Raw genomic sequence first — 13,370 nt, 5'->3', positions numbered from 1 at the left:
CATGGGCGACCGACGTGTCGGTTCGACGATGGCGGCTATTGAGCAGGCAGGTCCTTGTTGTTGTCGAAGTGGTAGTTGACCGTATCCATGGAGGGGGCCACTTCCCCGGCCTGCCCTCATGCTGATGCCGTCGAGTGCCATGTTCGGAGATCAGCTCATAGACTGTCCGAGCACATGTCGGCGCATCGTTTCCTGACCAGGGACGAGGCCGGGATCGCCTTGCGGCAATTGCATCGTTTGCTTGGCTGTTCACGGTGCGATTGCCAGTGCACCAGCGTGTGATAAAGGCGACTCAAACGTGAGATTGTCTGGTGCGACGTGAGTATTCGTCGATTGTGCGCTTGCGTACTCTGCGGAAAATGCTTCGAGCCATGACGCTCAAAACATCCCAATCCCAAACACTTGCAGATCGTCTCGCCGACAAGACGCTGCTCAGGCAGCTCAATCTGATCGACGGCGAATGGCGCAGCGCCGCCTCCGGCGAGGTGCATCTGGTCGTCAATCCTGCAAATGACGCCCGATTGGCGCACGTGCCTGCCTCGGACGCGCAAGATGCCGCCGCGGCCGTAGAAGCGGCGCACCGCGCCCTGCCAGCATGGTCCAGCCTCACTGCGAAGGAGCGTGCGGCTGTCCTGCGTCGTTGGTACGAGTTGATCCTTGCACACCGAGAAGATCTCGGGCTCATCCTCGCCAGCGAGCAGGGTAAGCCTTTGGCCGAGTCCATTGGTGAGGTGGTCTACGGCGCTGGCTTCGTTGAGTGGTTTGCGGAAGAGGCCAAGCGTGTTTACGGCGATGTCATTCCGCCGCACGTGCGCGACCGCCGCCTCGTCGTCGTGAAGCAGGCCGTCGGTGTCGCGGCGATGGTCACACCCTGGAACTTCCCCAGCGCCATGATCACCCGCAAGGCAGCGCCTGCCCTGGCGGCTGGATGTACGGTGGTGCTCAAGCCTGCGGAGGACACGCCGTTGTCTGCGCTGGCATTGGGTGAGCTGGCGCTGCGCGCGGGCGTACCGGCGGGCGTTTTCAACATCGTAACTACGGCAAAGCCGGCACCGGTAGGGGAGGTCTTCACTACGCACCCGGCGGTCCGAAAATTGTCCTTCACCGGCTCCACGCGTGTGGGAAAGCTGCTCATGTCGCAGTGTGCAGGAACAGTCAAGAAGGTGTCGCTAGAACTGGGCGGCAACGCTGCTTTCATCGTGTTCGACGATGCGGATCTGGACGCCGCGTTGGCAGGTCTGCTGGCGGTAAAGTTTCGCAACACGGGGCAGACATGCGTTAGCGCCAACCGCATCTTCGTGCAGGCCGGCATCTTCGATCGTTTCTGCAACATGTTGAGCGAGGCTGTAGCTGGCATGAAGGTCGGTGATCCGCTTGCGCCCGGCATCCAGCAAGGTCCGCTGATCAATCATGCCGCCCTGGAAAAGGTGCAAACGCTGGTGGGCGATGCCTTGGCTCGCGGTGCCAAGGTGGAAACTGGCGGCACCGTGCATCAACTCGGCGGGCTCTTCTTTCGCCCGACGGTGCTCTCCGGCGTCACGGGTGATATGCGCATGTGCCACGAAGAGATCTTTGGGCCCGTGGCAGCTCTGCAGCGGTTCGAGCATGAAGCGGACGTTGTCGCCACTGCCAATGACACACCTTACGGCTTGGCGGGCTACTTCTACAGCAGGGACGTTGGTCGCGCATGGCGGGTTGCCGAGGCGCTGGAGGTCGGCATGGTGGGCGTGAACGAAGGCGGCATATCCACCGAACTCGCTCCATTCGGAGGCGTGAAGGAGTCCGGCATCGGGCGCGAAGGCTCGAAATACGGGATTGAAGAGTACATCGAGACGAAGTACATCTGCTTCGGCGGCATCGCTTGAGGCCCGAGCGTACGGGCCATTCTTTCCAGCTTTGATGCGGGCAAGCTGATCGCACTTGCGGCATAACGTCGATATTGGCCAATGCGGGGATCCGTTGGTGCCAATTCGAGGCCGTCGGAGTGACTTCTGCGGCTGCATCGCGCGGCCACGCAGTGGCGCATCCGAGGAGCAACTGGAGTCACCCCCGCGCACGGGCTGCGGGCGCTATTTATTTTCCAAGCAGTCCCTGCACTCAGCGAGATCGTCGTTTCCTGGTTCTTGCGAATCGATCTCCGACGGCCCTATTCCGTTCGGTTATGCGGCTCCTCAAGCCTTTCTATTGGACTGTGAAAGAGCCCTGAGCCACGATTCCCCGATACGCCATCCGGCGTTCAACCTGAGAGGAATCAAATGTCAGACTGGTCGCTTCGCGACAGGGCCTGTGTCGTCGGTGTCGGAACGACGGCCTATGGATCCTTCCCCGAATCGGATGCCTATGGGCTGGGCGCGGACGCGCTCCAGCGTGCCGTCGAAGACGCCGGCCTGAAGCCGGAACAAATCGACGGGCTGATCGTCAGCCGCATCCCATCGTTCGAGCGCTTCGCCGAAGTCGCAGGGCTCAACCCGCGCTTCACCATGCAGACGCCCGTGCATGGCCGCTTCGCCTCGATCTCTCTCGAGTTGGCGGCCAACGCGCTTGCCTGCGGCGAGGCCAACTATGTAGCCCTTGTGTATGGCAACAACGGTCGCTCGCAGCGGATGAACTATGGCGGCGGCGACGCCACCTGGTCGCCCTGGGGCATGACCTCGCCGGGCGCGCTGCACGCGATGATGTGGCGCCATCACATGAACCAGTACGGGTCGTGCTCCGAGGACCTGGCCCACATCGCGGTGGCGTTCCGTAAGCACGCCATGCTGAACCCGGATGCCGTGATGCGGGAGCCGCTGACCGTGGAGCAGCATCAGGCAGGGCGCTTCATTGCGGACCCGCTGCGGCTGAATGACTACTGTCTGATTAATGACGGCGGAGTGGCCTGGATCATGACCACGCCCGAGCGAGCGCGAGATCTGCGGGGCAAGCCGGTGTACGTGAGCGGCTATGCCCGCCGCGACACCTACGACAACAGTTCCACGTTCCATCCGGATCTGTGGCATCCGGCGTTGCAAGAGGTTTCCCGCGAGGTGCACGCGCGCTCGGGGATCTCGCGCGCAGACCTGAGCGGCCTGATGATCTACGACAACTTCACGCCTACCGTGCTGTTCGCGCTGGAGGGCATGGGCTTTTGCGAGCGCGGCGAGGGCGGCGCATTCGTGCGCGACGGCATGCTTGAACTAGGGCGCGGCCGCTGGCCCACCAACACCAGTGGCGGCCATCTGTCGGAGTCGTACATGCAGGGCTGGGCACTGATTGCTGAGGCCGTGCGCCAGCTGCGTGGCAGCGCGGGCGAACGGCAGATCCCGGACTGCAAGGCCCTGCAGTACATCTGCGCAACCAACTGCGCCACTTCAATCATTTTCAGGAACTGAGTCCATGAGCGAAACATCGACTCCCTACCGCAAGCCGCTCCCCGTCATCGACGTCTGGAGCAGGCCCTTCTGGAACGCCTGCCGCGAGCATCGCCTGCTCATGCAGCGCGACAAGGCGACCGGCGAGTTCTGGTTTCCGCCTTCGCCCGTGGTACCGCGTACGCTCTCCAGGGAATGGGAATGGGCGGAGCTCTCCGGCTTGGGCACCGTCATCTCGTGGGTCGTCTTCCATCAAAAATACTACGCTGGCTTCGCCGACGAGCTGCCGTACAACGTGGCAATGGTCCAACTGGACGAAGGCCCGTTCATCTTCACCAATCTGGTCGGCATTGCGAACGATGACATCCGCATCGGCCAACGTGTTTGCGTGACGTTCCGCGACGCCAACGAGCAAGTTTCAATCCCGGTGTTCGAGCCGGTGCGGGAGGACGCTCGATGAGCACACCGCAAGAACCTGTTCTTCTGGAAGACCGTGGCGACTACGGACTGATCCGGCTGAACCGCCCGGCCCAGCGCAATGCCATGAACGGCGCGGCCCGCAAAGGGCTGCTCCAATGCCTCGAACGGGCCCGCGGCACGTACAAGGTCCTGGTCATCACGGGGCAGGACGGCAGCTTTTGCAGCGGCGTGGACCTGAAGGAAGTCGCGTCCGCCACTCAGCGTGAACGGGAGTTAGCTCCGCGCGAATGGGTGGAGGTGTTGCTGGCGATCCGCCGTCACCCTGCCGTCTTCATCGCGGCCGTCGGGGGTTATGCGCTGGGCGGTGGGGTGTCGTTGATCAACGTGTGCGACCTAGCGATCGCTGCGGACGAAGCGCCGATCGGCATGCCTGAGCTCGGCTTTGGCATGTATCCCGCGATGGCAGGGCCGTCCACGCAGATGATGCTGCCGCCGAAGCGCGCGGCCTGGATGGTGCTCACGGCTGATCGCATCGACGGCCGTACCGCCGCTCAGTGGGGACTTGTGAACGAGAGCGTACCGTTGGCTGACCTGGAGGGCGCCGCGGACGCACTGGCGAAACGGATCGCCCGGCATGACGCCATTGCGCTTTCCGAGAGCAAGCGTGCGCTCGAGATGATCCCGAAGCGAATCACCGAACTGGAACCGGGTTTCGACTACGCGATGGCTCTCAACGTCGGTATTCGGGCGCGCACGACGGTTCAGGCCGAAGGCATCGCAGCGTTCAAGGACAAAGCATGACGAAGCCTCTCCAAGGCCGTGTTGTGCTTGAGGCCGTTTCGCCACGCAGCAGTTGGGGGGTGCGACTCGCTGCTGCTTTCGCGGGTCGAATTGCTGCCGACCTCGGCGCGCAGGTCATCTGCCTGCAACCCGCTGGCGAGGCCGCGCTGCCGGACACGAGTGCTGCGATCGAAGAGGCGTCAGCGCTCCATTCGTTTCTCTGCGCAGGCAAGAACGTGATGAAGGGCGTCGCGGGCGACGCGGCCTCGACATTGGCGCGTGAAATCGCGGGCGGCGCGAATGCCCTGCTCGGGGATGTTTGGCTGCGCAATGCCGCGACCGACGCCCTCGGCCAGAAGCTGGCTGCCGGTGCCCCGCGCGCTATCGTGCAAGTGGACACGCTGCCCTGCCAGCATGCATGCGAACCGCCGGCCAGCGAGTTCACCGTCGAAGCCGAGAGCGGCTTGCTGGATCTGGTCGGCGATGCATGGCGCGAGCCCGTGCGCCTTGCCGGCCATCAGGTCGCTTATTCCGCCGGTCTGGCGGCGTACACCGGTATGGTGGCGGCGTTCTGTCGCCGCGGGCTGCGGCCGCCAGTCGTGCGTGTGAGCCTGCTGGAAACAGCCCTGTGGCTGAACTGGAAGAACTTGGCAACGGTTTCTATTGGCGAGACGCCTGCCACGCGTTCCGGCCAGGCGATGAGCTGGCCGGTGGTGCGGTGTGCGGACGGCTGGGTGGCGGTGGTCTACCAACCCCACGAGTGGGAGACGTTGCGTGACACGCTGGGTGATCCGCGTCTGCGAGATCCCCGGTTCGGTACCCCTGCGGGCCGTGCTTCGCACGCGTCCGAACTCGCTGCGCTGTTCGAAGGTTCGCTGACCAGATTGACACGGGACGAGGTGAACGAGCTCGCCGCGCGACACCGGTTGCCCCTGGGCGTCGTGCAAAGCGCCGGTGAGCTGGCGGACGATCCGCACTATCGCGCGCGCGGGTTCGTGCGCTCCGTCGCGTCGGATGCAGGCAGCGTGTCCCTGCCGCGCCTTCCAGTTTTCTGGAGCGGTGAGCTGTTTGCGCCGGGGCGAATTCCGGCGCGCAGCGTGCAGGAAGAGGAGACTGCGGCATGACCGGTCCTCTCGCAGGATGCAGGGTCCTGGACCTGGGCATCATCACCGCCGGCGCGGCGACCTCGGCCATGCTTGCGGACCTCGGTGCCGATGTGATCAAGGTGGAATCACCGGGCTACCACGATCCGTTCCGTCGCTGGAGCGGGCCGGGCGGCGCCGACGATTCGCCATTCTTCCGGTTCACCAACCGCAACAAGCAGGGAGTCGGCATCGACATCAAGCGGCCTGAGGGCAGGGCGGTGTTCATGCGTCTGGTTGCCCGTTCCGACGTGGTGGTGGAGAACTTCCGACGTGGCGTGCTGGCCAAGCTTGGCATCGACTACCCGCAGCTGCGCGCGGTGCGGCCTTCTATCATCCTGGCCTCGCTGTCCAGCCATGGCGAGTTCGGTCCCGACGCCGACCGCGTATCGTTCGGCACGACGCTCGAAGCGATGTCGGGTCTTGCGGCGGAAACAGGGTACGCGGGCGGAACGCCGACGGTGAGCGGCCGCGAGCTGAACTATCCCGACCAGGTCGTTGCGATCTTCGCGGCGGGCATGGTGGTCACAGCCTGGCACGCAGCCCAGGGTGGCCAGGGAGTGCACCTGGACCTGTCCCAGCGCGAGCTGACGAGCTTCCTGCTTGGCGAGCGCTTCGTGCTGGGCGCTTCGGGTCAGCCTCGGGGCAATGCAGATCCGCTCTACGCGCTCCAGAATTGCTATGCGTCTCAAGACAAGGTGTGGATTGCCGTTAGCGTGGAGCAGCGGCAGCTTCCGTCGTTGGTCGGACTGGTGGCCGATTCGACTGTCGGACGGGTCCAGGAGCGCTTGGTGCGGTGGATAGCCACTCGCACAGCCGAAGAGGCTGTCGAAGCACTGGCCGCGCTGGGCATTGCCACTGCGCCCGTGCGGGACGGGCGCGCAGCCGCCCAGGGGCGGGGTACCTCCTGGTGGGAAGCCGTCGGGACCCTGCCTGATGGCTCTCTCGCCAAGGGCTTCCCGTTTCAGTTCGAGGATGAGCCGATGCAATTGACGCGGCCCGCACCCTCGATCGGGCAGGACACCGCGCAGGTCTTGCAGGATCTCGGCGGCTACACGTCGCAGGAGATCGCGGCCTTGCGCAAGGACGGCGTGATCGAATGCGCGGACACCTGATTCCGTTCGCGTCAGTCTTCGCCGATCCAGGTGGCACCGACCCAGCGGCCTTCTTGGATCAAGGTGCGGGTGAGCGCGTTCAGTTCATTGGCAACGGCGCGAACCGCCAGGGAGTTGCGACGCATCATCGACACGGCAATTCCGGTGCGGCGCTGCAGCTCTTCGCTGGCCAGCGGCGTGAACTTCAGTTGCCCGCTGGCCGCCTCCGCGGCGACGATGTTTATGGGCAGCACTGCGTAGCCGAGGTTCAGTTGCAACATCTCCTTCTGCACTCGCGTGTCGTTCGTTTCGGCGACGACGTTGAGCTTGACGCCCTGCGCCTCGCTCGCGTGGTCGAGAATCAGGCGCAGCCCCCGGTAGAAGGTTGGCAGGATCAAGGGCAGGCTCACCAGGCGCTGGAGCCCAATGGGCTCGCGCCCATGGTCTTCCAATGCCGGGCCGCCAACCAGGCACAGCTGTTCCGCAAAGAGCGGCTGCATGTCCAACTGGCTCGACTGCTTGTAGTCGGTCAACATGGCGAGGCCGACGTCACCCGATTCCAGCCACTCGCGCAGCCGGTCCGAATAGCTCGTGAATATCCGCAGCAGCAGGTCCGGATGGCTGGCCCGCAGCGCGGCCACCAGCGGGGCGGCGATCATCTCGCTGTGGCTCGTCAGGAGTCCCAGTTCCACTGTGCCGCGCACCGCACCCGGACTGGCCGCCAGGATTTCCGTGCGTGCGCCATCGATCTCCCGCAGCGCGCGCCGCGCCCGGTCAATCAGGCGCGCGCCAGCATCCGTGAGGTCCATGCCACGTGGCGTGCGCTCGAACAGCGTGGTGCCCAGTTCGTCCTCAAGCATGCGCAGCTGGCGCGACAGCGCTGGCTGAACCAGATGCAATGTTTCGGAGGCCCGTGTGATGCTTCCCGTGTCGGCAATGGCCAGGAATGCGCGCAGCTGCTTGATGTCCACCTCGGGTCTCCTCGTCGCGAAATCCGTCGCGATCGTCATTCGATTCTAAGCAGCAGAGTACCCGGGGAGAGCCTGCCAACTGGCGGTGCTCCCCAATAACGTTGAATATTTGAAATGGAGACAAAGATCATGATGAATCGACGCAGAACTCTCGTTGCGCTGGGGGCTTCCGTGCTCGCGCATGTCGCGCGGGCACAGTCCTACCCCATCCGCCCGATCAAGCTGGTGGTGCCCACTTCCGCGGGCGGCATCGCGGATTTCATCGGTCGCAGCGCCGGCGAGATCATGGCGCGAAGCCTTGGCCAGCCCCTGGTGCTCGAGAACCGCCCGGGAGGAGCCTCGACGCTCGCCGCCAATCTGGTTGCGCACTCACCGCCCGATGGATACACGGTGCTCATGAGCACCGAGTTCAACATGGCTACGGCAGCCTTGTTGCGCAAAGACCTCAGCTACGACCCACGCAAGGATCTCGCACCCGTTGGCGTACTCGCCCGGTTTCCGCTCGGCCTGATCGTGAATGCCAAATTGCCGGTGCGCACCGTGCGCGAGCTCGTGGTTTATTTGAAGGCTCGCCCCGGCGCAGTGAACTACGCGTCTGCTGGCGCGGGCACCGCCTATCACCTGGCTGCCGAGATGTTTATGGCCCAGAACGATGTGCAGATGGTGCACGTGCCCTATCCCGGTGGATCGCCGATGGCAACGTCGCTCGTGCGGCGCGACACGGATGTGGCGTTTGCCGCGCTCAATACCTACCTGCCGCACATCCGCTCCGGTGACCTGCGAGTATTAGCGGTTGCCAACGAGAAGCGCATTGCGGCGTTGCCCGACGTGCCCACGTTTGCTGAAGCAGGGTTTCCTGCCTTTGACGCAGAGATGCACGTCGGACTGGCCGTGCCCAGCGGCGTAACGCCGGACGTCGTCCAGAAACTCCACGCTGCCCTCGCCAAAGTGTGGTCGGATGAAGCCTTGCGCACGCGCATGGCAGCTGCCGGTGTGGAAGTCGCGTCGCAGCACACACCGCAGGACTATGCCGAACGGCTCGCCCGCGAGGGGCGCCGCTGGCAGGGGCTGATTGCCAAGAACAAGCTGCGCATGGAGTGAGGAGGGCATGATGGAACAGTTCGCAACCGCATATGCCTACTACAGGGGCGGCACCAGCAAAGCCGCCATCGTGAAGCGCTCCGACTTGCCGCCGATGCGAAGCGATTCGGACTTGGACGCTTGGGTGCTCGCAGTGATGGGGTCTCCAGATCGCCGTCAGATCGACGGTCTCGGGGGCGCCGACCCGCTGACGAGCAAGTTCGCGATCGTGGGTCCCCCCACACGTCCCGACGCGGACGTTGACTACACCTTCCTGCAAGTCGTCCCCGAGCGGGCAACCGTCACGCAGGACATCAACTGCGGCAACATCTCCGCGGCCATCGGTCCGTTCGCCATTGACGAAGGCCTTGTGGTATCCCGCGCACCCATCACCTCGGTGCGCATCCACGCCACCAACATGGGCCAGATCATCCACGCCGATGTGGAGGTTGGCGAGGACGGGAAGGCTCGCGTGCTGGGCTCGCAACGCATCGATGGCGTGCCCGGCACCGGTGCGCCCGTGCGGCTGGATTTCAGGGAGCTGGTGGGAGGCGCGACAGGGCGGCTGCTTCCGACGGGGCGTGTCCGAGATCGACTGGTCGTCGATGGCAAAGAGATCGAAGTCTCCATCGTCGACCTCGCGAATCTGGTCTGCTATGTACGCGCCGAGGACCTGGGCTTAGCGGGGACTGAAGACCCACTCGCAATGCAGGCAAACCGCGAACTGATGCAACTGTGCGAGCGGGTGCGGCTGGAAGCCGCGCTGCTCGCCGGCGTCGCGAAGGACATGGACTCGGCCATCCGACAGCCACCTTCGACGCCCTGGCTGGCGCTCGTCAGCGCCCCGCGTCCTTGGCGCGATCATGCAACAAGCGAACAGCATGAGGCGCATGAGTGCGACATCGCCGCGCGTCTCTACGCGAGGGGCGGCAATGTGCACAAGGCCTATCCTGGGACGGGAAGCGCCTGCCTGGGCGTTGCTTCCATGCTGGAGGGAAGCGTGGCTCATGAGCTTGTCAGCGCGGACGCGCACGCGAGTGGCACGATTCGGGTTGGGCATCCCTGCGGAGTGCTCGACGTTGCCGCCGCGATCGAAAACCAGACGGGAGCCGATCCCTTGGTGCGCCGTGCGGCGTTCGTGCGAACGGCCCGCCGGATCGCGGATGGGCAGGTCTACACAGCGATGGACCGGCTGCCCTGGTTGCCGGAATTTGCTGCGCGCTGAGCCTGCGTACGGGCTATACCGAACACGTATCCGAGACCTCGCATCTTTCTATTGGACGCTATCGGCCGAGGGCGTCAGCATCCCCGCTATTCAATGTGTGAATCGGCAGGAGACATATCCATGAACTTCCAGCAACCCGTCAAATGCGCAGGACGGTCCGTATGCCCGCGGTGACCTTCGTGCAGGCCTCGGGCGAGCGCAGGACTGTGCAAGGCCTCGAAGGTGAATCGGTGATGCAGGTGGCACGCCGCCATGGCTTGCCCGGGATCGTCGCAGACTGCGGTGGTGAACTCTCGTGCGCCACCTGCCATGTCATGGTGGACGAGCAATGGCTCGCGACAATGCCCGCTCGCTCCTCCGACGAAGAAGAGATGCTTGAGTGCACGGCGGAGATGCCCACGCCGTGCAGCCGCCTCGCATGCCAGGTGCGTCTGACGCCGGCCCTCGAGGGCCTTGTTGTTCACGTGCCTCGCTCGCAGAAATGAGTGCCACGGAAGTCCCCGAGTACGGCGCCGTCGTGATCGTCGGAGCCGGCCAGGCCGGCTCCGAGGTGGCCACGGAACTGCGCGCCTGCGGCTACACCGGCACGCTCACGCTTGTTCATGAAGAGGAGGGCGTGCCCTATGCACGGCCCCCACTCTCGAAGGCCTACCTTCTCGGCGCAGCGACCGAAGCCGACCTGGCAATCCGGCCGGCTAGCGTGTATGACGAGCAGCGCATCGAAATCCTGTCAGGCACGGTTGACTCCATTGACCGCGCCAACAGGAGAGTCCGCCTGCATGACGGGTGCGAGCTCTCTTACGACGCAGTGGTCCTCGCAACCGGTGGGCGGCCACAGCGTCTTGCCGGCTGCGACATCGAGCGTGCACCGAACGTCCACTACCTCAAGACACTGCCGGACGCCACTGCGCTCAAGAAAAACCTGCGGACCAGCTCCAAGCTGGTGATCGTGGGCGGTGGCTACATCGGCCTGGAGGCCGCCGCGGCAGCGCGCCAGCTCGGACTGCAGGTCACTGTGCTCGAAGCGCAGTCACGCTTGCTGGCCCGCGTGACCTCCGAGCCGGTATCGGACTTCTACCGGCGTCTGCATGAATCGCGTGGCGTCGACATCCGACTGGCGTCCCAGATTGCCTCGTTCGAGTTCGGAGCAGGCGGGCACGTGACAGCCGTCACGCTTGCGGACGGAGAGCGCGTCGCGTGCGACGTCCTTCTGGTGGGAATCGGCCAGCAGCCGCGGACGGAGCTGGCCGAGAAGGCTGGACTCGCCGTGACAGAGGGTGTCCTCGTGGACGCGGCATGCCGCTCCAGCGATCACCGCATCCTGGCCATCGGGGACTGCGCACGGCAGCCATGTGGCGCGGACCGGACGCTGCGCCGAATCGAGTCGGTAGACAACGCCTTGCAGCAGGCGCGTATCGCCGCAGCCGCGCTCACCGGAAAGCCGCTACCTGTTCGGGCGGCGCCGTGGTTCTGGTCGAACCAGTTCGATGCGCGGCTGCAGAGTGTGGGCCTCTACACGCCGGATTGCGAACGTGTGGTGCGCGGCGACCCACAGACAGACAGCAGCTTCAGTGTGTGGTACCTCAGGGCGGGCGCCCTGATTGCTGCTGACGTCGTGTCGAGCCCGCGGGACTTTGCTGCCGCGCGCAGGCTCGTCGGCGGTGGCGTGAGTGTCACTGCGAAGAAGCTGGCCGACACCTCCCTGCCACTGAACCATCTGGCGACCGGCGCTACCTGTGCGGCGCCGCAAGTTCCATCCAATTCCAACTCCATTCAGGCATCCGTATGAGCGAACCCTCCCAATCCCCCACGCGATTCGACCCCAGTACGGATCGCGACTACCGGATGCTGATCGACGGCGAGTGGGTCGCTGCGCAAAGCGGTGAGACCTTCCGCTGTGTCGATCCTTACGAAGACCGCGAATGGGGCCGCGTCCCCTCGGCACAAGCGGGAGATGTGGACCGCGCCGTGTGCGCTGCCCGCCGGGCGTTCGATACAGGCGGCTGGCCGCAGACGCCACCAGGGCAACGGGCCGCGTTGCTGCGTCGGCTGGGAGACCTCATCGAACAGAACGCCGACGAGCTCGCGAGGATTCAGATCCAGGAGAACGGCAAGCTGCTTGGAGAGATGAGCCGCGGCACCTTCGTGCTGGGAGCCCATGCCCGCTATGTTGCCGGGCTGGTGGAAAACTTGCATGGCGAGACTGTCGACACCGGTTTTCCCAACATGAGCACAAGCACCGTGCGGGAGCCGCTGGGTGTCGTCGCTGCAGTCACCCCGTGGAACACGCCGCTGGGTCTGCTTGCTTGGAAACTGTTCCCGGCACTGGGCGCCGGTTGCACGCTGGTAATCAAGCCATCGGAGGTGACGCCTACCTCTACCCTACGCTTGGCGGAGCTCTGTGTTCAGGCCGGTTTTCCGGCGGGTGTGGTGAACGTGGTCACCGGCTATGGGCAAACGGCCGGCGCTGCGCTCGTGGCCCATCCCGGGGTAGACAAGATTGCCTTCACAGGTTCTACGCAGGGCGGCCGCGCGATGCTGAAGGCCGCTGCGGAGCGCATCGGACGGGTAACGCTCGAGCTTGGTGGGAAGTCGCCCAACATCGTCTTCGCCGATGCCGACCTGGACAACGCCGTGCATGGTGCGATGGCGGGTATTTTCGCGGCTACTGGGCAGACCTGCATGGGCGGCTCGCGGCTGCTGGTGGAGGACAGCATCTACGACGAGTTCACCCAGCGTCTCGCCGTCGCTGCCGAGTCCCTGCGGCTCGGCGACCCGCTCGACCCGGCGACCGAGGTTGGTCCCTTGGCCTGTGATGCGCAACTGCGCAAGGTGCTGGAGTACATCGAGATCGGGAAATCCGAAGGGGCGCGGTTGATGGCTGGCGGCGTACGTGACGAAGCGCCAGCCACTCGGCGCGGATTCTTCGTTCGGCCCACGGTGTTTGCCGACGTCGCCAACAGCTCCCGCCTCGCACAGGAAGAGGTGTTCGGTCCCGTCGTGGCGGTGATCCGCTTCAAGGGCGAGGAGGAAGCGCTCGCCCTTGCCAACGATGTGGACTTCGGGCTTGCGGCTGCGGTCTGGACACGCGATTCCGTCCGCGCCCAAAGGATGGCGCGCCGTCTGCGCGCTGGAACGGTGTGGGTCAACACCTACCGCATGGTCCACCACACGATGCCGTTCGGCGGCTTCAAGCAAAGCGGGCTGGGACGTGAACTGGGCTCCCATGCCCTCGACGAGTACACAGAGACCAAGTCGATCTGGATCGACCTGGGCAATCGGCAGACTTTCGGCCGCCGCTAGGGCGC

At 64.7% G+C, this 13,370-nt stretch carries 12 protein-coding genes; 11 read left to right on the top strand and 1 reads right to left on the bottom strand.

From position 1 onward, the window contains the following. The first annotated feature begins 371 nt into the window (after positions 1 to 371). The 6 genes from ACEN9N_RS18895 (at position 372) to ACEN9N_RS18870 (ending at position 6,807) form a co-directional block, all read left to right on the top strand. On the top strand, positions 372 to 1,865 hold the full coding sequence (locus ACEN9N_RS18895; RefSeq protein ID WP_413333751.1) for an NAD-dependent succinate-semialdehyde dehydrogenase: 1,494 nt from the start codon (positions 372 to 374) through the stop codon (positions 1,863 to 1,865). 390 nt (positions 1,866 to 2,255) lie between these two features. Continuing rightward, positions 2,256 to 3,371, top strand: a complete 1,116-nt coding sequence (locus ACEN9N_RS18890; RefSeq protein ID WP_413333749.1) for a thiolase family protein — start codon at positions 2,256 to 2,258, stop codon at positions 3,369 to 3,371. Positions 3,372 to 3,375: 4 nt separating this feature from the next. Continuing rightward, a complete protein-coding gene (locus ACEN9N_RS18885) occupies positions 3,376 to 3,810 on the top strand; it encodes a Zn-ribbon domain-containing OB-fold protein (RefSeq protein WP_413333747.1) in 435 nt (144 codons plus the stop codon). Further along, positions 3,807 to 4,571, top strand: coding sequence for an enoyl-CoA hydratase/isomerase family protein (locus ACEN9N_RS18880; RefSeq protein ID WP_413333745.1), 765 nt, complete (start codon positions 3,807 to 3,809; stop codon positions 4,569 to 4,571). The genes ACEN9N_RS18885 and ACEN9N_RS18880 overlap by 4 nt, the downstream gene beginning before the upstream one ends. Beyond that, positions 4,568 to 5,674 carry a CoA transferase gene (locus tag ACEN9N_RS18875; RefSeq protein WP_413333743.1) on the top strand — a complete coding sequence of 369 codons (1,107 nt, stop codon included), beginning with the start codon at positions 4,568 to 4,570 and terminating at the stop codon, positions 5,672 to 5,674. The genes ACEN9N_RS18880 and ACEN9N_RS18875 overlap by 4 nt, the downstream gene beginning before the upstream one ends. After that, positions 5,671 to 6,807 (top strand): CaiB/BaiF CoA transferase family protein, encoded by a 1,137-nt coding sequence (locus ACEN9N_RS18870; protein ID WP_413333741.1) that lies wholly within the window; start codon positions 5,671 to 5,673, stop codon positions 6,805 to 6,807. Before ACEN9N_RS18875 ends, ACEN9N_RS18870 begins: the two co-directional genes overlap by 4 nt. Positions 6,808 to 6,818: 11 nt before the next feature. Here ACEN9N_RS18870 and ACEN9N_RS18865 read toward each other — a convergent pair whose 3' ends face one another. Then, complete coding sequence (locus ACEN9N_RS18865) at positions 6,819 to 7,796, bottom strand: LysR family transcriptional regulator (RefSeq protein ID WP_413333739.1); 978 nt, start codon at positions 7,794 to 7,796, stop codon at positions 6,819 to 6,821. Positions 7,797 to 7,886: 90 nt separating this feature from the next. Between ACEN9N_RS18865 and ACEN9N_RS18860 the strand changes: the two genes are divergently transcribed. The 5 genes from ACEN9N_RS18860 to ACEN9N_RS18840 all read left to right on the top strand — a co-directional run bounded on the left by ACEN9N_RS18860 (position 7,887) and on the right by ACEN9N_RS18840 (position 13,365). Continuing rightward, on the top strand, positions 7,887 to 8,858 hold the full coding sequence (locus ACEN9N_RS18860; RefSeq protein WP_413333737.1) for a Bug family tripartite tricarboxylate transporter substrate binding protein: 972 nt from the start codon (positions 7,887 to 7,889) through the stop codon (positions 8,856 to 8,858). A gap of 7 nt (positions 8,859 to 8,865) precedes the next feature. Beyond that, complete coding sequence (locus tag ACEN9N_RS18855; RefSeq protein ID WP_413333735.1) at positions 8,866 to 10,062, top strand: PrpF domain-containing protein; 1,197 nt, start codon at positions 8,866 to 8,868, stop codon at positions 10,060 to 10,062. A gap of 161 nt (positions 10,063 to 10,223) precedes the next feature. Further along, positions 10,224 to 10,547: a 2Fe-2S iron-sulfur cluster-binding protein gene (locus ACEN9N_RS18850; RefSeq protein ID WP_413333732.1), complete on the top strand. Its 324-nt coding sequence runs from the start codon at positions 10,224 to 10,226 to the stop codon at positions 10,545 to 10,547. Continuing rightward, positions 10,544 to 11,851 (top strand): NAD(P)/FAD-dependent oxidoreductase, encoded by a 1,308-nt coding sequence (locus tag ACEN9N_RS18845; RefSeq protein ID WP_413333731.1) that lies wholly within the window; start codon positions 10,544 to 10,546, stop codon positions 11,849 to 11,851. The genes ACEN9N_RS18850 and ACEN9N_RS18845 overlap by 4 nt, the downstream gene beginning before the upstream one ends. Next, on the top strand, positions 11,848 to 13,365 hold the full coding sequence (locus tag ACEN9N_RS18840; protein ID WP_413333729.1) for an aldehyde dehydrogenase: 1,518 nt from the start codon (positions 11,848 to 11,850) through the stop codon (positions 13,363 to 13,365). The genes ACEN9N_RS18845 and ACEN9N_RS18840 overlap by 4 nt, the downstream gene beginning before the upstream one ends. The last annotated feature ends 5 nt before the right edge of the window (positions 13,366 to 13,370 follow it).

The organism is Variovorax sp. Varisp46 (assembly GCF_059491885.1).
Note: the sequence above shows the minus strand (reverse complement) of the source record. Positions and strands in the feature narration are given on the sequence as shown.